Below are 19,029 nucleotides of genomic sequence, written 5' to 3' on the forward strand. Positions count from 1 at the left end.
GACGGCGGCATGGTACGGATTTTGACGGCAATGACGGCAGCCATGCTGTCGGCGAGTGTGGCGGCGGCGCCGGGCGCCGAACCGGCACAGCAGCAGATACGGCAGGTGGTGGCCGACATCTCGCCGCAGCGCATCGAGGCGCATGTGCGCAAGCTGGTCGGTTTCCAGACGCGCCACACCATGTCCGATACCGTGTCCGACACGCGCGGCATCGGCGCGGCCCGGCGCTGGATCAAGGCCGAGCTGGAGCGCTGTGGCGCGCAGGCGGGCGGACGGCTGCAGGTAGCGTTCGACAGCCATGTCGCGCCCGTGTCGAAACGCATCGCGCGGCCGACGGAAATCGTCAACGTGGTGGCGACCCTGCCCGGCAGCCAGCCGCAGTCGGCCGGGCGTATCTATGTCGTCAGCGGCCATTACGATTCGCGCGCCACCGACGTGATGGATGCGCAGGGCGACGCGCCCGGCGCCAATGATGACGCCTCGGGCACGGCGGCCGTCATTGAAATGGCGTGCGCGATGGCGCGCCACCAGTTCGACGCCACGCTCGTCTTCATGGCCGTGGCGGCCGAGGAACAGGGGCTGCTCGGTTCCGGTCACTGGGCGCAGCAGGCAAAGTTGAACAAGCTCAACATCGCCGGCATGCTCAATAACGACATCATCGGCAGTTCGCGCGCGGAAGACGGCACGGTCGATGGCGGCCAGGTGCGGCTGTTTGCCGAGGGTATCCCGGCCGTGAAGGAGATGAGCGACGGCGTGCGCGCCCTGGTGGCGACGGGCGGCGAAAACGATTCCATCTCGCGCCAGCTGGCGCGCCATGTGAAACAGGTGGGCGAGCGCTACGTGCCCGGCTTCAAGGTCAACGTCATCCAGCGCGCCGACCGCTACCTGCGCGGCGGCGACCATATGCCGTTCCTGGCGCAAGGCTACGCGGCGCTGCGCTTCACGGAACCGCACGAGGATTTTGCGCATCAGCACCAGGACGTGCGCGTGGAAAATGGCGTGCAGTATGGCGACCTGCCGCAATTCGTCGACTACGACTACGTGGCGAAAGTGGCGCGCGTGAATGCGGCGGCGCTCGCTTCGCTGGCCCTGGCGCCGGCCGCGCCCGCCGGCGTGCAGGTGCGCACGGCCCAGCTGGAAAACGCCACCGCACTGGTATGGCAGCCGAACATGGAACCGGACCTGGCCGGCTACCGCATCGTCTGGCGCGCCACGACGGCAGACCAGTGGCAGGGCGCGCAGGACGTGGGCAAGGTCACCGAGGCCAAGGTCAAGCTGTCGAAAGACAACTATTTCTTTGGCGTCCAGGCCATCGATCGCGACGGCAACGTCAGCGTGGCCACGTATCCCATGCCGCTGCGCTGATCAGGAACCGACGGGCAGGCGCGCAAGAAAGCCGTGGATCTGGGAAACGACCGCCGCGCCTTCGCCCACGGCGGCGGCCACGCGCTTGGTGGAACCGGCACGCACGTCGCCGATGGCGAACACGCCCGGCACGCTCGTTTCCAGCGCGGCCCGCTCCGGCAAGCCCGGTGGCGGGTAGGGTAAATGCGCGGTGTGGCCATGGGCGCGGCATTCGGCGCGCGTGACGTCGAAGCCCGTGCGGATGAAACCCTGCTCGTCGACGGCGACGGCGCAGTCGTGCAGCCAGTCCGTGTTCGGATCGGCGCCGACAAACAGGAACACGCGGCGCACGGCGCAATCGCACTCTTCCCCCGTGTGGTTGTTGCGCCAGCGCACCTCCGTCAAGCCATCGTCGTCGCCTTCGAGGGCGATGATTTCCGTATGCGTATGCAGGGTGATGTTGGGCGTGGCGGCGATGCGCTCGATCAGGTAGCTCGACATGCTGGCCGCCAGGCCCTCGCCGCGGATCACCATGTGGACTTTGGCGGCGTGGCCCGAGAGGAACACGGCGGCCTGGCCGGCCGAGTTGCCGCCGCCGACGAGGATGATCTCTTCCTGCCGGCACAGCTTGGCTTCGATGGGCGAGGCCCAGTAATACACGCCACGTCCCTCATACGTTTTCAGGTTGGCCAGCGAGGGGCGGCGGTAGCGCGCGCCGCACGACAGCACCACCGTGCGGGCGCGCACCTGCGTGCCGTCGCACAGATTGACGCGCAGGGGCCAGGTGTCGCACAGCAGGTTGGCGGCGCTGGCCGGGGTGGCGATCTCGACGCCGAACTTTTGCGCCTGCACATAGGCGCGCCCCGCCAAGGCCCGGCCGGAAATGCCGGTGGGGAAACCCAGGTAATTTTCGATGCGCGCGCTGGCGCCCGCCTGGCCGCCGTACGCGCGCTGTTCCAGCGCCAGAACCGATAGGCCTTCCGAGGCCGCATACACGGCCGTGGCCAGGCCGGCGGGACCGGCGCCCACCACCAGCACGTCGAAGAGTTTGTCGCCGGATAAATCGGGCAGCATGCCCAGGCAGCGTCCCAGTTCCGCATTGCCGGGATTTTTCATGATCTTGCCGTCCGGACAGACCACCAGCGGCCACTCCTGCGGCGTGGGCTGGTAGCGACCGGCCAGCGCGGCGGCGGCCGCATCGCTGGCCGGATCGAGCACCGTGTGCGGATGGCCATTACTCGACAGAAAACTTTGCAGGTGGAACAGATTGCCATTGCCGCGCGGGCCCACCAGCACGGGGCCGCCCGAATTCGATTCGATCAGCGCCACGCGGCGCAGGATCAGGGCGCGCACGATGCGTTCGCCCATCTCCGCTTCGGCGACGATCAGCGCGCGCAAGGATTCCGAACTGATGTCGAGCAATTCCACCGGCCCCACGGCGCTGCCGTTGACGAGGGTGGGGCGGCCGGACAATTGCGCCACCTCGGCAATGAAATGGCCGACGCCCACTTCGCGCAACTGCGACGCCTGCCCCAGCACCTCGTGGCGCTTGATGCTGACCCGGCCGGACAGTATCACCAGCATGCCGAAGCTGCTGCTGCCCGCCTCGAACAGCGTCTCGCCATCGGCGAAGCGCCGCAGCGTGCCATAGCGCTGCAAGCGCTGCAGTTCGAGCGCATTGAAGACGGGCGAGATCTGGTGGCTGCGGCCCTGCAAGTCGAGCGTGGCGAACTGGACGGGATCATCCTGCGTCGTTTCGGGAATGAATTCGGGTGTGCTGCTGGCCATGGCGGGTCCGTTCGGAGGCTGAATAAGCAAATAACAAAAATAACTAACAGTGACGAGTCTAGCGCATGCGGCGCCCGCCCGCCGCAATATCCCTTGCGCACGCCCGGAAATGGCGGGGCGGCAAGCGCCATGCGGCCAGTGGCGGCGCAGCCGCGCACGCGCGCGGGCCCGGATGCCCCCGCCGATGAGCGATACGCCGTCCAGCATCTCATATTAGAATGGGTCCTTGTTGAATCCACTCAAACAGACACGATGGCTTACAAGACACTTGAAGATACGATAGGCAATACCCCGCTGGTGCAGCTGACGCGCTTGCCGGGCGCCGATGCGCTTGCGCGCAACAACGTCATCCTCGGCAAGCTGGAAGGCAACAATCCGGCTGGCTCCGTGAAGGACCGCGCGGCCATGTCCATGCTCAAGCGCGCGGAAGAGCGCGGCGTCATCAAGCCGGGCGATACGCTGATCGAGGCGACCAGCGGCAATACGGGCATCGCGCTGGCCATGGCCGCCGCCTTGCGCGGCTACAAGATGCTGCTCTTGATGCCAGACAACCTGAGCGTGGAGCGCCGCCAGAGCATGGCCGCCTACGGCGCCGACATTTTATTGACGCCGAGGACGGGCGGCATGGAATATGCGCGCGACCTGGCCGAGCAGATGCAGAAGGATGGCCGCGGCGTCATCCTTGACCAGTTCGCCAACGAAGACAATTCGCGCGCCCACTATGAAAGCACGGGACCGGAAATCTGGCGCGATACGCATGGCCGCGTGACGCATTTCGTCAGCGCCATGGGCACGACGGGCACCATCATGGGCGTGTCGCGTTACCTGAAAGAACAGAATCCCGCCATCCAGATCATCGGCGCCCAGCCCGAGGAAGGTTCGCAGATTCCCGGCATCCGCAAGTGGCCGGAAGCGTACTTGCCGAAAATCTACGACAAGTCGCGCGTGGACCAGGTGGAATACGTGAGCCAGGGCGTGGCCGAGCGCATGGCGCGCAGCCTGGCGGCGGAAGAGGGCTTGTTCTGCGGCATCTCGGCGGCCGGCGCGTGCGAAATCGCGCTGCGCATCTCGCAAACGGTGGAAAACGCGACCATCGTGTTCGTCGTCTGCGACCGCGGCGACAGATATCTGTCCACAGGTGTTTTTCCTGCGTAACGGCGAAGGATGTGAAGTGAGGTCGGCCAGAACGGCCTGAGAACTGCTGGAAATACCCCCTCCCCATGGCGGGGAGGGAAAACCTGCGAAACCGGCAGGATCAGCCTTGTGGCGTTTCGCCTTCTTTTGGTTTGAATTGCTTGTCGCTGATGCGGAATTTGTTACGACGGTCACCCATCAGGTAACGCAGGTCGCGGATGCTCAGATCGCTGACTTCGTGCATGCGGATCAGCAGCGATGCGCCGACCGGCAGGCGGTGATGGCGGATTTTGCTGATGACCGGTGGCGCCACTTCCAGCGCGCGGGACAAGGCTGCGTCGTTTTTCAGGCGCAGGTTTTCGATCAGGGTATCGAGCAGTCTGTTTGGGTTGTACTGGAGCAGATCGTCGGAGTCCGAATCGCTGTTCATATCAATGCCGACTTGGTTTGTCATGATGTTATTGTTCCTTCTGTAGTTGCACTGCAAAGTAAAAAACACTCGGAGCTCGCTCTTGCTGCGTTCATGTTCATTCTTTACTAAAAGGAACGAATTCACACACGGTACGATCCGGGAGACAGTTTTTCATGATATATACACAATTGTACAACAGGATTCAATTTCAAGCTGGAAAGCCCGATAATCTTGCCTTGTACAGAATTGGTGTTGTCTAGTTGCAACACCTATTTATTCTTTATTATGCTCTATGATAGAACAAAAATTGTACTTTGACAAAAGTTAAGTATAAAACCATTACTGCATCCCGTGCCGCACAAAGGCTGGCGAGCGAGGCTGGCACATGTTATCGGCCCTACCATAGTCTTGTTTGCTGGCCGCTTCAACATCCCTTACGCTTTCTTACAAGTAATATTATAACTTTACACTGACTTTCGGTTAGCGTGCGCGCACTTGGCTGATGGCCCTGCCCAAGTCGATCACTGACATGGCATAAAAATAACTTCTGTTGTACTGAGTTATAGCAAAGAAGTTATTGGTTGCCAAGTGATACTCAGTTGCTTCTGAACCATTTTGTAAATCGATCAGGCCGAACAACATGTTCTGGGGCGTGGACAGGGCGGCACCCACGCCGGCCTCCTGCAATTCCGCCAGCCGGTACTTGGCCTGCAAGCCCTGGCCGATGAACTTTTCCCAAGTGCGGCTGGCCGAGACGGTGACGGGATACGTGCTGATGGCGGGGTCGTCGCGGCGCCAGCCGTGTTCGACGAGGAAATGCGCGACGCTGCCGATGGCGTCGGCCGTGGAGTTGCGCAAGTCGATGTGACTATCGCCATCGAAGTCCACCGCATATTTCATGATGCTGCTGGGCATGAATTGCGGCAAGCCGATGGCGCCCGCATACGAGCCGAGCAGGGTCAATGGATCGATGCCATCCTTGCGCGCATACAGCAGCGCGTTTTCCAGTTCGCCCTTGAAAAATTCCATGCGCGCGGCGCGGTTCGGGCTTTCCGGATAGGAAAACGCCAGGGTGGTCAGCGCGTCGAGCACGCGGAAACGGCCCGTGTTGCGTCCGTACACGGTTTCCACGCCGATGATGCCGACGATGATTTCGGCCGGCACGCCATACTCGCGCTCGGCCCGCGCCAGCGCTTGCGCATTCTCTTCCCAGAATTTCACGCCCGCATTGATGCGCACCGGCTCGATGAAGCGGGCGCTGTACGCTTGCCAGTTCTTCGGCTTGCCCGGCGGGGCCGGTTTCATCAGCTGCACGGTCGACTCGACATAGCGCACCTTGCCGATCAGGGTATCGAGCCCGGCGCGGTCAAAGCCATGCTTGGCGGACATTTCATCGAGGAAGGCGCGGACTTCTTTCCAGTTGGCATAGTCGACGAATTCGCCTTCGAAGTCGAATTTTGCCGGTGCTTTTTTGGCTGCCGCCTTGGCGGGCGGGGCCTTGGCCGCGCGCACGGCACGGGCGCGGTCGGCGGCGGAAATGTTGCTGTTTTCGCCGGCGTGCGCGGTGGCCAGGCACAGGGGAAGGGAGAGGAGCAGGGACAGGGCGGAGGTTTTGATCGGTAACAAGGAGCGTCTCATCGGCATTGGGTTAACAGGCGGCGCAAGCTGCGCCGCGCGCGGAGTTGTTCGTCTGGGCTGGCATTACCATACTTCATCGCGGCATAGATTGCCAGAAACTGTGCGATGGCGGCGTGCGCTTCTTGTGTGGCCTTGCCTGCGGCCAGGCGCGCAGCATAACCGTGCGGGCCTTCATGCGGCGCACGGCTGTAGCCGCGCCCCGCCTGCTGACGGCAAAACCGCGCGTACAGGCGGTCGAGCGGATCGCCTTGCCGCGCTTGCCGCCACCAGACCAGCCCACCGGCCACGGCGGACAGCAGGGCCAGCACGGCGCAAGCGAGTGCCAGCTGCGTCGCAGGCAAGTTTTTCAAGCCATCGAGCATGGCGCGCTGGCGCTGCGGCGTGGTGTCGAGCACCCAGCTGCTCCAGGCGTGCTCGGCTTGCTGCCATTGCTGGCGCCACGCGGCGAGCGCCCCTGGCGCGCCGCCGTCGAGGCCGGCCAGGGCGCGCCACGCCGTCAGCGGCGACGGGGGAGGCGGCAGGGCGGCGTCGAGGTTGCGCTCCGTGCGCAGGGGGGCGACGGCGCCGGTGGGATCGATGCGCACCCAGCCCCGGCCCGCCAGCCACACTTCGCTCCAGGCATGGGCATCGGACTGGCGCACGCTCAGGCTGTTGTCCGTACCGTTGCGCAGGCCGCCCTGGTAACCGGTGACGACGCGCGCGGGAATGCCCATGGCGCGCATCAGCACGACAAAGCTGCCAGCATAATGTTCGCAAAAGCCCGCCTGCGTGCCAAACAGGAAGTCGTCGACGCCATGCTTGCCCAGCAGCGGCGGCTGCAGGGTGTAGCGGAAGGGCGCGCGGCGGAAGTGATCGAGCACGGCGGCGACGGCATCGGCTGGGGCCAGCGCCTGCGCGCCATGGCCGCGCAGGGCGCGGGCCCAGGCCACGCTGCGCGGATTGCTGCCAGCGGGCAAGGCCAGCCATGGCTGTTGCTGCGCGGCCGGCAAGCCGGCCTGCAGCCGGTAGCGCGCCTGGGAACTGACGCGGTAACGCACGGTCGAAGTAAGGGGCTGTACGGTCAGCACTTCCAGCGCGGACGAGACGACATACGGATTGCCGGGCAGGCGTTCGATGCTGCGCGGCACATCGAGCGCGAAGATGCGCCGCTGGCCGCTCGCCTGCAAGGTCACTTCATATTGGCTGGGCTGGCCTTCCAGCGCGATGTCGATGCGGCTGTCGCTGGCAGGCGCGCGCCCCTTTGCGCCCCTGCGCGTCCAGGTGGCGCCGTCGAAGTCGCCCAGCACCACGCCGCGCCAATACAGCTGGTCTTGCGGCGGGAGCGGTGTGGAAAATCGCGCCGTGAAGACGGGTGCGCTTGACAGGGCCAGCGAGGCGATGGCGCCCGGCTGCATGCTGTCGGACAAGCCCGTGCGCGCCTGCGCGCCGTCCGATGCGGCGCCCCACAAGGGGCCGTCCACGCGCGGCACGGCAAGAAACATCAGGGCCGACAGGGGAAAGGCCAGCGCCAGCATGCGTCCCAGCAAGCCCAGCCTTTGCGCCAGGCGCGGCTGCACCGCGCCGTACTGGGCCGACAGCAGGGCGGCCAGCAGGACGATGACGGTGGCCAGCATCCAGGCGGCGCTGAGGATGCCTTGCGCATGAAAGAAGTTCGCCAGCAGCAAAAAGAAACTGAGGAAGACGAAGACGAAGATGTCGCGCCGGCCATGCATTTCCAGCGATTTCAAGGCGAGCAGCAAGGCCAGCAGGGCCACGCCGGGATCGCGTCCCAGCACGGTGCCATAGCTGGCGTACACGCCGGCGATGCCCAGCAGGGCCAGCGGTGCGAGCATCGCCAGCGGCGGCTGGCGCCGACCCCGCACGGTGATCGCGGCGCGCCACAGCAGCAGGGCGGCGGCGGCTGCCGACAGCCACGGGGGCAGGTGCAGCGCGTGCGGCGCCAGCACCATGGCGGCGGCCAGCAACAGCAGCACGATGTCGGCCTTGTCACGCGGCAAGTTTGCCAGCCATTGCCTCATGCCATGACCTCATGCTGTGGCAAGCCGTGCAGGGCCAGCGCGCGCAGGCAGGCGTCGCGCTGGCTGGCGCCCAGGGCCGGCGCCACGGTCAGTGCGCCCAGGCGCAAGCCGTACGGCAAGCCCGTGCGTTCGGCCTGCAGCACCCAGGCGGCCAGGCGCGACAAACGCGCTTCCGGCGCCAGCGCGTGCAGGGCGGCGTGCTCAAGCATGATGCTGCCGTGAGCCATGCCGGCGGGCGCGTCGACGGCAGGCTCGAATTGCTTGCTGAAGACATGCTCACTGTCATGGCGGGCGATCTGGCGCCAGGCCAGGCGGTGCAAGGGATCGCCGGGCTGGTAGGCGCGCACGCCGGCCAGCTCCAGGACGCCGCCGGGCGAGTCTGGCGGCCGTGTCTGCTTTGCCTGCCGCACCGTGCCGGCAGGCAAGGGCAGCGGCGGCGCGTTGTGCTCGGGCTGCGGATACACGAGTACGCGGGCATCCGGCTGCCAATGGCACCAGGCAACAAACAGGCCCAGTGGAAAACTGCCGGACAGGCGCACGGGAGGAGCAGTGACCCAGCCGCGTTGCGGCGCCGCCACGACGATGCCGACGGCCGTTTCCCCTTGGGCGGCGATGTCGGCCAGGCTGGGCGCTGCCGGTGAGTCGCTGATGGCCAGGTGGATCGCATGGCGCGGGCGCGTACTGCGGTTGATCAGGCGCAAGGTGAACGAGGCGTGGCTGCCCGCGAACACGGGGCTGCCCGGCGTGGCGGCCAAGGCCAGGCCCGCCAGGTTGCGGCTGGTAAACAGCATGTCGGCGATGGCGCAGGCGGCGGCGAAATACGTGAGCGCATAACCGAGGCCCAGGCGGTAATTGACGGCGGCGATCCACAGCGCCAGCAGCAGGGCGGCAAACGCCAGGCCCGCGCGCGAAGGGCGGACGTGCACGCGCTGCGCGCCCAGCCAGGGGCGCGCCGGCAGCCAAGAGATATTGCGCCAGCGCATGCCGGTCAGACGGGTATGCTCAACAGCAGGTGCTGCAGCAGCGCGCGGCTATCCGTGGATCCTTGCGCCGCATGCAGGCGGTGGGCGCAGACGGGCAGCAGCACGGCTTGCACGTCGTCGGGCGTGACGTGGTCGCGTCCGGCCAGGGCGGCCCAGGCGCGCGCCGCCTGCAGCAGGGCCAGCGCGGCGCGCGGGCTCAGGCCATCGGCAAACACGCCCGGCGCGCGGGTGGCGTGCACGAGGGCCAGCACGTAGTCGACGACGGCGGCCGAGGCGTGGATGGCGCGCAGGCCCGCTTGCGCCTGCAGCAATTCTTCCGCGTTCATGACGGCCGGCAAGGTGTGCAGCATGGCGCGGCGGTCGGCGCCCAGCAGCAGCGCCCGTTCGGCGGCCGCATCGGGGTAGCCCAGGGTGACGCACATGAGAAAACGGTCGAGCTGCGATTCGGGCAGGGGGAAGGTGCCCAGCTGGTGCGCGCAGTTTTGCGTGGCGATGACGAAAAACGGCTGCGGCAGCGCATGCGTGACGCCGTCGAGCGTCACTTGCCGCTCTTCCATCGCTTCGAGCAAGCCCGATTGCGTCTTCGGCGTGGCGCGGTTGATCTCGTCGGCCAGCAGCACCTGGGTGAACAGGGGGCCGGGATGAAAGAGGAAACTGGCGCTGCCACGGTCATACACGCTCATGCCGGCCACGTCGGCGGGCAGCAGGTCGCTGGTGAATTGCTGGCGCTTCCATTGCAGGCCCAGCGTGATGGCCAGCGCATGGGCCAGCGTCGTCTTGCCCACGCCGGGCACGTCTTCGATCAGCAGGTGGCCGCCGGCCAGCACGCAGGCGAGGGTCTGGCGGATCTGCAAGTGTTTGCCGACGAGAACTTCGCCGATCTGCTGTGCGGCCTGGTGTATTTTCGAAAACATGCTATTTCTATCACAGTAAGACGGATTATTTAATTTACAATCGCTTTGGCCAGGTCAAACGGCGCCGCCCGCCACCTGCGCGCTCGTGGTAGATTAGAGAGGCAGCAAGGACGGCCAGGGCGGCACAGACCAGCCAGTGATTTTATGCGAGAACGCGCAGGGCGAACAGGAATGCCATGCGGTGTTCCCGGAGAATGGATAGAGACAGAGGTAACCAGTACAGCGCATGAGCACAGCCATTTATACCCATCCCGATTGCCAGCGCCATGAAATGGGCGACTGGCACCCTGAATCGCCGGCCCGCTTGCAGGCCATCAACGATCAATTGATCCTCGCGCACATCAGCGACCTGATCGAGCATCGCGACGGCGCGCGTGCGCAATTGTCCGATATCGAGCGCAACCACAGCGCCACGGCCATCGGCCTGGTGCGCGACAATGTGCCGCCCGAGGGCGACTACTATCCGCTCGACGGCGACACCCTGCTCAACGCGCACAGCTACGAGGCGGCGCTGGCCGCCGCTGGTTCGGCCGTGGCCGCCACGGATGCCGTCATCGATGGCGAGATCAGCAACGCCTTTTGCGCGATCCGCCCGCCCGGCCACCATGCGCGACCCAGCGAGCCCATGGGTTTTTGCCTGTTCAATAATATCGCCATCGCCGCCAAGCATGCGCTCGACGTGCGCGGTCTCGAGCGGGTCGCCATCGTCGATTTCGACGTGCACCATGGCAATGGAACGGCCGAGTCCGTGGCGCACGATCCGCGCATCCTGATGGTGAGCTTTTTTCAGCATCCGTTCTATCCGTACAGCGACGTGGAATCGTATACCGACACGCGCGTCAACGTGCCCGTGCCGGCTCGCTCGAAGGGCGACGCCGTGCGCCAGCTGGTGCTCGACCACTGGCTGCCGGCGCTGCACCGGCAGCAGCCGCAGATGATTTTCATTTCCGCCGGTTTCGACGCCCACCGCGAAGACGACGTGGGCGGCATGGGCCTGGTGGAGGCCGACTATACGTGGATGACGCAGCAGATGATGGCCGTGGCCCATCAGTATGGCAAGGGCCGCATCGTCAGTTGCCTGGAAGGGGGCTACAACCTGTCGTCCCTGGGCCGCAGCGTGGCGGCGCACGTGAAGGCGCTGGCGGAACTGTAACGGTGCAGCGCACTACAGCAAGGTGGGACGGCTGCCGGAGTTCGTGTGGCGGTGGGTCTGGTAGTCGAGCGCGTCGCCGGCCATGAAGCGGCGCCAGGCTTGCGTGTAGACGAGCGATGATTTATCCGCATCAAAACTGTCGAGCTGCAGCATGTCGCGGTGGTGCTTGATTTCATTGACCAATTGGTCATACAGCATTTGCAAGCCATAGCTGTCGGCGCTCTGGCGTTTCAATCGCTCTTCCAGCTGCGCCACTTGCCCCTGCAATTGCCGGCATTCCCTCTTCCAGTCATTGCGCGGCACGCGCTCGGGCGCCTTGCCAGTGTGTTCCTTCATCATATCGAACTATCCCCATCGTCTATCTCCCTGCACCTGGCGCTAGCCAGCCTGGAAATAATTGCTTTTCATTTAAGAGGCGATATTAGAGCACACTTTTTTATTACTCTCAGTAAATATAAAAATCCTTGTGGAAATATTTGACCTGGCTCGCCCGGTGCGCATCACTGGCGCTGCACCGCCTTCAACGGCGCCGCAGGGGCGGCTCCGGCCATTTTTTCGCCGTCGGCGTAGGTCAGGGTCAGCAGGGTATTGTCGTCCCAGCCCACGTCATGCAGCGGCGGCACGTAGCGCTGGCGGTCTTCCGTGACGCGGATGTCCAGCGTGCGCTCGCCCGAGCGCGCCTGCACGGCAAGCAGCTTGCGGGCCACGGGAAACGGCACGTGGATCAGCGACGAGTGGCACGGCCCGCCGGCCAGGCGGAACAGGTTGCGCCGGACAAACGGCAGATCATCCTGCTCGACGGCCCAGCGGATTTCGCATTCCAGACGCAGGTCGCCCAGGCGGCGCACGTTCTGGGGCAGGCCCGGCGTGTGGATGTCGGCGCGCCAGCGCAGGGTGTCGCGCTTCTTGTTGCTGACCAGGTCGGCATTCGCATCGTAGGCGGTCTTGTCGCGCGTCAAGGTGAAGCCGCCGTCCGCGGCCAGCGGCACGGGGATGGACAGGTTGTCGGCCGACAAATGCAGGGTCACGCCATCGAGCCTGGCCTTCGGCGTGGCGGGGATCAGCATGAAACGCAGCGGCGCGCCCGGCGCCAGGCGCTGGTGGTCGGCATACGCATCGAGTCCCTTGAGCATGGTGCGGTAGGGGCGCAGGTCGGGATCGCGCGTGCCTTGCACATCGACAATCTGCTGCATTTCATGGTTCACTGCATCGCCTGGCCCCGCCGGCTGTTCCTGGGCCATGGCGGGCAGCAGGCAGGCGCAAAGGGGGGCGAGGAGGAGGGAACGGGGAAGATGCATGGAAGGCGTGCCAGGTTGTGCTTGCAATGGGGAAACCGGCCAGGCTGGACGGACTGCGGATATTATCATTCGTGTAACTGCTAAATTATCACCAATTGTCTCGTTCGCGTCGCACGGCTGGTGCTGGCGGCGGAAAATGCGACGTCGCGGCGGCAACCACGTAAAATAGCGGATTGACCGAACGATTTTGAAAGCAAGAGCATGGCGATACAATGGTACCCAGGACACATGAACGCGGCCCGCAAGAAAGCGGCCGAAACCATGGAAAACACCGATCTGGTGATTGAAGTGGTGGACGCGCGCCTGCCGGCAGCCAGCTGCAATCCCATGGTGGACGAGCTGCGCCTGTTCCGCCAGCGCCCTTGCCTGAAAATCCTCAACAAGACCGATCTGGCCGACCCTGCGGCCACCGCCGCCTGGGTGGCGTACTTCAATGCCCAGGAAGGCGTGACTGCGTATGCGATGACGACCAAGAAGCCGGGTGACGTGGCGCGCATCCCGGAACTGGCGAAATCGCTGGCGCCGCATCGCGGCGTGCCGACGAAACCGCTGCGCATCATGATCATGGGCATCCCCAACGTGGGCAAGTCGACCCTGATGAACGCGCTGCTGAAAAAACGCGTGGCCAAGGTGGGCGACGAGCCGGCCGTCACAAAAATGCAGCAAAAGTTGTACCTGGACAAGAACACCATCCTCGTCGACACGCCCGGCATGTTGTGGCCGAAGATCGCCATCCCCAGCGACGGCCTGATGCTGGCGGCCAGCCACGCGATCGGCTCGAACGCGCTGATCGAAGAAGAGGTGGCCGTGTTCCTGGCCGAGGAATTGCTCAAGCGCTATCCGGACTTGCTGGCGGCCCGCTACGGCACCAAGGTCGGTGAAGTCGACGCCATCGGCGTGGTCGAGGGCATCGCCGCCAAGCGCGGCTTCCGCATCAAGGGCGGCGACTACGATTTCGAGAAAGCGTCGCACACCCTGCTGCTCGACTACCGCAGCGGCATCCTGGGACGCATCTCGCTGGAAACGCCGGACACGCGCGCGGCCCTGCTGGCCCAGCACGCGGCCGAGATGGCGGAAAAAGCGGCGAAGGCAGCGGAAATCGCGGCCGAAAAGGCAAAGAATGCGGCGCGGGGCAAGCGCGGCACGTAATTCACGGCCGCTGACTCACCCCAAAGCAAATTCTGGGGTCAGACCCCCGGTGACGTTGGCGCTGAACCAGCCGTTAGCGGTGTTGAGGGTCTGACCCCGGCTTACAAAAAGCGCCGCGACATCACTGTCGCGGCGCTTTTTTTATGCGGTGACGGATTATCCGAATCTGAAACTGGTCACCGCCAGCGCGCCAAAGAAATCCTCCTCGTGGTACGCCACGTGGGCCGCTTCCTGCTCGGCCGCGCCGAGCGCCACCATCAGCGGCAGCAGATGGTCTTCCTGCGGGTGGGCCTGGCGCGCGGCCGGCGCCCGGTCCCAGGCCAGCAGCTGTTCCAGCCTTTGTTCAGGCGGCAAGGCCATCGTCTGGCGCAGCCAGGCGTCGAACTGGTGCGAGGCGACGGCGCCCGCCTGGCCGAACTGGCGCAGGTTGTGGTAGCTGAGGCCGCTGCCCAGTATCAGCACGCCTTGCCGGCGCAGGCCGGCCAGCGCGCGGCCCACCTCGACGTGCGTGAGCGGATCGTAGCCGTGCTTCAGTGACAGCTGCACCAGCGGCATGTCCGCCTGCGGGTAGATGGGGAACAGGGCGCTGAAGGTGCCATGGTCGAAACCGCGCTCGTGGTCGAGGCGCGCCGGGTGGCCGGCCGCATCGAGCAGTTGCTTGACCTGCGCCGCCAGTGCCGGCGCGCCCGGCGCCGGGTACTGGATTTGATAGGTGTGCGGCGGAAAGCCCGAATAATCGTAGATCATGCCCGGCTTGGGGCTGGCCGAGACGAGAAACTGCGGCCCTTCCCAGTGCGCCGTCACGACCAGCACGGCTTTCGGGCGCGCGCCGATCTGGCGCGGGATATCCTGCAACGATGCTTCGAGCACGTCGTAGCGGCCGCCGAACTGGTCTTTCATGAACGGCCACGGGCCGCCGCCGTGCGACAGGAAGTAGGTGGGGAAGGTGTGCTCTTGCATGGCGGCTCCTGGTGGGAATGGCTGATGCTGTCGATGATAGTCATGCGCGGTCAGTTGATCAAGATCGCAATTATTGATATATCATTTCCATTTTGTTGATGATGGGGCAGTCATGGATACCTTGCGCAGCATGCGCGTGTTTCGCGCCGTGGTGGAACTGGACAGTTTCGTGCGCGCCAGCGAGCGCCTGGACCTGTCGCCGGCCATGGTCAGCAAGCACGTGATGCACCTGGAGCGCCACCTGGGCGCGCGGCTGCTGAACCGCAGCAGCCGCCACCTGAGCCTGACGGAAATCGGCAAGGTGTATTTTGAACAGTGCCGCGACATGCTCGACAACCTCGACGAAGTGGAAGCGACCGTGGGCCGCACGACGGTGGTGCCGCGTGGCATGCTGCGCCTGAGCGCCCCCGTCTGGTTCGCCAACGCCATCTTTACGCGCACCCTGGCGGCTTACCGCGAGCGCTTCCCGGAAGTGACGTTCGACATCGATTTGAGCGGGCGCGTGGTCAACCTGGTGGAAGAGGGTTTCGACCTGGCCCTGCGCGTGAGCCAGGCGCCGTCGCCGGCCCTGATCGCGCGGCCCATCGGCAGCATCGCCTTTCACCTCGTGGCCGCGCCCGCCTATCTGGCGCGCGCGGGCCTGCCGCAGCTGCCGCAAGACCTCACGCAGCACGCCATGATCAGCTATTCCTTGTTAGCGAACGGCAATGAGCTGGCCTTCGACGGGCCGCAGGGACGCGAGACGGTGAAGTTTACGCCCGTGCTGCAATGTAATAACGAAAGCCTGCTGCACGCGGCCGCGCTCGACGGCATGGGCATCGCCCTGCTGCCATCGTGGCAGACGGATGCGGACCTGGCGGCGGGGCGGCTGGTGCGCCTCTTCGACGATTTCAAGCTGGCGGGCGGCAAGGTGTACGCCGTCTACACGAGCCGCCGCTACCTGTCCTCGAAGGTGCGCACCTTCATCGACTTCCTCGCCGATGAAGGGCGCCTGGGGGCTTGATCACGCGAGCGAGCGCTTCACGTCGATCAGCGCGAACAGGCGCGCGCTGCGCATCCACGCCAGCACCAGCGCCGCCAGCTGCGTCGCCAGCAAGCCGGCCGCGATGGCCAGCGGACCGGGGCCGGCCAGGTTCAGCCGGGCCACGCCCAGCAGCGCATACAGGCCCAGTCCCAGCACGGTGATGACGAAGTAGATGGCCAGGCAGGCCAGCGGACGCCGGCGCAGCATGCCGAGACCGCGCCACCAGGCCTTGACGGCCGACGTGCGGCGCCGGTCGACGGCCAGCGCCGCGCGGCCCGCGTCGAGCGTGGCGCAGGCCAGCAGGAACAGCACGCCTGCGAGCAGCAAGGCCAGGTGGCGGGCCAGGTCGGCGTCCGCTTCCAGGATGGCTGTCGCCGTGTGCCTGCCGGCCAGTTTCAGCGCGCCGGCACCGATCGCCAGCGCCACGCCCAGCGGCACGATGCTCCACAACAGCATGCGCAGCATGCGGCCGTATTCGCTGAAGGCGCCAGTTAGCAGGGCACCGAAACCGGGTGGCGCGGGGGCGCGCGCGGCCGTCGCCACCAGGCCGCTCAGCAGCGGCGACAGCAGCAAGGCCAGCACGATGCCCGTGATGGCGGCCTGGCTGATGGCGGCCCCGTTGCGTCCCGCATTGGCCACCAGGTCGGCCACGGTCATCAGGTCGAGCTTGTGCGCCAGGGCCGCCGCATGCACGGCGTTATCGAGGCTGGCGCCCAGGGTGCGCCAGATGGGAATGACGGCAACGATGGCGGGAATCAGCAGCAGGCCCGCCCATAGCAGCAGCAAGCGCCATTGCAGGGCGGCGCGGCTGGCGCGCATGGTCAGGGTCAGGCCGCTGGCCCGTGTCGTGGAAGTGGCGCTCATACGATGGCGATCAGGGAAAGCAGGTATTGGAAGGCGGCGGCGATATCGAGGCCCCAGCGCCGCGCGGCGGACGTGTCGGCTTTCAGGGTGCGGCCGTCATCGAGCTTGTTGACGTCGAGGTAGTGCACGCGGTCGGGATCGAGTTCGGCAGAGACGGCCTTCACGGGCTTGCTCCAGGTGTAGCGCTGCCACAGCTGCTCGTTGTCCCACACCACGCGTTCGGAGCTGCCGTCGGCGAATTTCACCTGCAGCACCTGCGGCACGGGCGCGCCGCGGCGGCGCAGCACCACGCTGGTCAGATAGGGATACGGTCCCGTGCCCGGCTTGGCGTCCGGATGCGCCTCGTCCCACGCTGCGCGCACCTTGTCCTCTTCCTTTTCCAGCGCCTCGGGCGTGCGTTCCACGCGCTTGCCGTTCACCAGCGCCAGGCCGGCCAGCGGCGTCTGCTCTTCGCTGGTGAAGCTGCCGATGCGGTCGTCGATATTCGCGCTGGCATGGACTTGCTGCGCGAAGACTTGTTCCACGATGCGGCGCTGGCCCGTCGCTTCGGCCAGCGCTTCGCGCAGGTCGGCCACGCTGGGGTGGCGGAATTTCCACTGTTCGTAATAGGCCTTGAAGCCCCGTTCCATGGCCTCGCTGCCGATGCGCGCTTCCAGGTCGCGCAGGGTGACGGCCGTGCGGCTGTACACGGGCCCCACGCCCTGCAGGCGGTTCCAGGCATTCTGGCCCAGCGGGTCGGCCGCATCCTGGCGTGGCGCGGCCATGCGCTCGGCCTCGAAGACCTTGAAGGCGGGAGCGAAGCCCAGACGCTTGAGCAGGGGCGTGGTGGCGTGGATGTCCTGGCCGCGCGCGCGCAGCATGCGCTGGTCCCAGTACTCGTTCAAGCCTTCGTCGAGGATGGGTTCCTCGAATTCGTTCGAGGCCAGGATGCCGTAGAAATAGCCATGGCCGAATTCGTGGATGGTGACGAAGTCGAGGCCGAATCCGGCGATGGTCTTCGGCTGCAGGCTGGCGTAGCTCGAGGCCGTGATGAAGGTCGGGTATTCCATGCCGCCCGCTTCGGCCGCATTGAACGGCGGGATCACCACCGTCAGGGTCTTGTACGGATACGGGCCCAGGGTGCGCGAGAAATAGGTGAGCGAATCCTTGGCCGCCTGCAGCGCCGGCGCCGCGTTCGATGCGTACTCGGGCGGGTACAGCACCTGGATGGCCACGGGAGGGCTGCCAGGACCGCTCCATCTGCCCGTCAGTGGCTGCGCGCTGCGCTTGTCGGCTGTCCAGGCGAAATCGTGCACGTCGCCCTGCACATAGTGATGCGTGAGCATGCCGTTCTTTTCCTGCGGCGCGCCTTGCAGCTCGCCCGTGGCGCCCACCGTGTACTCCTTGGGCACGGTCAGCTTCACGTCATAGTGGCCGAAGTCGGCGTAGAACTCCGAATTCAGGTGGAATTCATGCGCGTTCCAGCGCGGCGCGGTGGCGCCCCGTTCGCAGGGCAGTTCCAGCACGGCGATCTTCGGGAACCACTGGCCCACCAGGTGGAAGCTGCCGAAATAGCCGGTGCGCGCGATGACGCGCGGCAGCTGGTCGAAGAAGCGGATGTCGAGCGTCGTCTCGGCGCCCGGCGCGACGGCCTGCGGCAAGTCGACGCGCACGACGGTGCGGTCGGTGGCCGGGCCGTTGTCGGGCTGGACGAAATGCCAGGGCGCCCTGGCGCCGTTCTGCGTCATGCTGCGCAGTTCCATGTAGCCCCACTCGCCGTCGCGCGTGCCGACGCCCGAGCGAAAGCCCGTGTCGAACTTGCGCTTCTCGGTAAAGAAGGTCGAATGCTCGCCTTCGAACGCATTCAGGTACAGGTGCAGGTACACGCTGCTGACGGCTTGCGCGCTGCGGTTGCGCCAGCGCAGTTTCTGCCGGCCGTCTATCGTGTGCTTGACGGGATCGAGCGTCGCTTCGATCTGGTAGTCGACCACGCGGTCCGACAGGGTCGCTTGCGCGTCCGTGCGCGCGCCGCCCCAGGCGTTGCTGGCGCTGGGCGTGCTGACGGCGGCCGCATGCGGCGAAGCGAGGGTGATGCCGTCGGCGGACGGCGCCAGCGGCAAGGGCGCGCCGGCCGGCTTGCCGTGGTCCGGCTGGGCGAGCAGCTCGGCCTGCAGGGCCAGGCCTGCCAGCAGCAGGGCGGCGGCGGCAAGGGCTTTGAGCTTGCCTGGGAGGGGGACAAGGCGGCGCGGCGTGCTACGGCTTTCCATGCGTGACTCCCACAGTGGCTTGTTGATTTTCAAATGCGGTCGGCTGCGCCCAGGATCGCCGGGCGCTCGTTAATATACCTGTAAAAATTACAAATAAGCAATGA

General features: G+C 65.7%; 16 protein-coding genes. 5 read left to right on the forward strand and 11 right to left on the reverse strand.

Annotated features, from left to right (window positions below; genetic code table 11):
* The first annotated feature begins 9 nt into the window (after positions 1-9).
* The gene (locus AC0V2Y_RS08030; RefSeq protein WP_475415700.1) at positions 10-1,365 is read left to right on the forward strand and encodes a M20/M25/M40 family metallo-hydrolase; all 1,356 of its coding nucleotides are present in this window, start codon (positions 10-12) and stop codon (positions 1,363-1,365) included.
* On the opposite strand, the gene AC0V2Y_RS08035 is transcribed toward AC0V2Y_RS08030, so the two are convergent.
* A complete protein-coding gene (locus tag AC0V2Y_RS08035; RefSeq protein ID WP_475415699.1) occupies positions 1,366-3,132 on the reverse strand; it encodes an FAD-dependent oxidoreductase in 1,767 nt (588 codons plus the stop codon).
* 252 nt (positions 3,133-3,384) lie between these two features.
* Between AC0V2Y_RS08035 and cysM the strand changes: the two genes are divergently transcribed.
* Positions 3,385-4,287 (forward strand): cysteine synthase CysM, encoded by a 903-nt coding sequence (gene cysM, locus AC0V2Y_RS08040; protein WP_475415698.1) that lies wholly within the window; start codon positions 3,385-3,387, stop codon positions 4,285-4,287.
* Positions 4,288-4,387: 100 nt separating this feature from the next.
* Here cysM and AC0V2Y_RS08045 read toward each other — a convergent pair whose 3' ends face one another.
* The 5 genes from AC0V2Y_RS08045 to AC0V2Y_RS08065 all read right to left on the reverse strand — a co-directional run bounded on the left by AC0V2Y_RS08045 (position 4,388) and on the right by AC0V2Y_RS08065 (position 10,231).
* Positions 4,388-4,720 (reverse strand): hypothetical protein, encoded by a 333-nt coding sequence (locus tag AC0V2Y_RS08045; protein ID WP_034751784.1) that lies wholly within the window; start codon positions 4,718-4,720, stop codon positions 4,388-4,390.
* Between the two features lie 438 nt (positions 4,721-5,158).
* Complete coding sequence (gene mltB, locus AC0V2Y_RS08050) at positions 5,159-6,304, reverse strand: lytic murein transglycosylase B (RefSeq protein ID WP_475415697.1); 1,146 nt, start codon at positions 6,302-6,304, stop codon at positions 5,159-5,161.
* A gap of 8 nt (positions 6,305-6,312) precedes the next feature.
* A complete protein-coding gene (locus AC0V2Y_RS08055) occupies positions 6,313-8,334 on the reverse strand; it encodes a transglutaminase TgpA family protein (RefSeq protein WP_475415696.1) in 2,022 nt (673 codons plus the stop codon).
* Complete coding sequence (locus tag AC0V2Y_RS08060; RefSeq protein ID WP_475415695.1) at positions 8,331-9,317, reverse strand: DUF58 domain-containing protein; 987 nt, start codon at positions 9,315-9,317, stop codon at positions 8,331-8,333. Before AC0V2Y_RS08060 ends, AC0V2Y_RS08055 begins: the two co-directional genes overlap by 4 nt.
* Before the next feature lie 5 nt (positions 9,318-9,322).
* A complete protein-coding gene (locus AC0V2Y_RS08065; protein WP_475415694.1) occupies positions 9,323-10,231 on the reverse strand; it encodes an AAA family ATPase in 909 nt (302 codons plus the stop codon).
* 226 nt (positions 10,232-10,457) lie between these two features.
* Here AC0V2Y_RS08065 and AC0V2Y_RS08070 point away from each other — a divergent pair, with 226 nt between their 5' ends.
* Positions 10,458-11,384, forward strand: coding sequence for a histone deacetylase family protein (locus AC0V2Y_RS08070; protein ID WP_475415693.1), 927 nt, complete (start codon positions 10,458-10,460; stop codon positions 11,382-11,384).
* Positions 11,385-11,396: 12 nt separating this feature from the next.
* Here the strand turns inward: AC0V2Y_RS08070 and AC0V2Y_RS08075 are convergent, their stop codons facing one another.
* Together AC0V2Y_RS08075 and AC0V2Y_RS08080 are read right to left on the reverse strand one after the other, a co-directional pair.
* Positions 11,397-11,723: a hypothetical protein gene (locus AC0V2Y_RS08075; protein ID WP_475415692.1), complete on the reverse strand. Its 327-nt coding sequence runs from the start codon at positions 11,721-11,723 to the stop codon at positions 11,397-11,399.
* 161 nt (positions 11,724-11,884) lie between these two features.
* On the reverse strand, positions 11,885-12,682 hold the full coding sequence (locus AC0V2Y_RS08080) for a hypothetical protein (protein ID WP_475415691.1): 798 nt from the start codon (positions 12,680-12,682) through the stop codon (positions 11,885-11,887).
* Between the two features lie 228 nt (positions 12,683-12,910).
* Between AC0V2Y_RS08080 and ylqF the strand changes: the two genes are divergently transcribed.
* Positions 12,911-13,831, forward strand: coding sequence for a ribosome biogenesis GTPase YlqF (ylqF, locus tag AC0V2Y_RS08085; protein WP_244556234.1), 921 nt, complete (start codon positions 12,911-12,913; stop codon positions 13,829-13,831).
* Between the two features lie 156 nt (positions 13,832-13,987).
* Here ylqF and AC0V2Y_RS08090 read toward each other — a convergent pair whose 3' ends face one another.
* A complete protein-coding gene (locus AC0V2Y_RS08090; protein ID WP_475415690.1) occupies positions 13,988-14,791 on the reverse strand; it encodes a DODA-type extradiol aromatic ring-opening family dioxygenase in 804 nt (267 codons plus the stop codon).
* 112 nt (positions 14,792-14,903) lie between these two features.
* Here AC0V2Y_RS08090 and AC0V2Y_RS08095 point away from each other — a divergent pair, with 112 nt between their 5' ends.
* Positions 14,904-15,794: a LysR family transcriptional regulator gene (locus tag AC0V2Y_RS08095; protein ID WP_475415689.1), complete on the forward strand. Its 891-nt coding sequence runs from the start codon at positions 14,904-14,906 to the stop codon at positions 15,792-15,794.
* On the opposite strand, the gene AC0V2Y_RS08100 is transcribed toward AC0V2Y_RS08095, so the two are convergent.
* A complete protein-coding gene (locus AC0V2Y_RS08100; protein ID WP_475415688.1) occupies positions 15,795-16,679 on the reverse strand; it encodes a hypothetical protein in 885 nt (294 codons plus the stop codon).
* Positions 16,676-18,925, reverse strand: coding sequence for a M1 family metallopeptidase (locus AC0V2Y_RS08105; protein ID WP_475415687.1), 2,250 nt, complete (start codon positions 18,923-18,925; stop codon positions 16,676-16,678). The genes AC0V2Y_RS08100 and AC0V2Y_RS08105 overlap by 4 nt, the downstream gene beginning before the upstream one ends.
* Positions 18,926-19,029 lie beyond the last annotated feature (104 nt).

It is taken from the genome of Janthinobacterium sp. BHSEK (genome assembly GCF_056174685.1).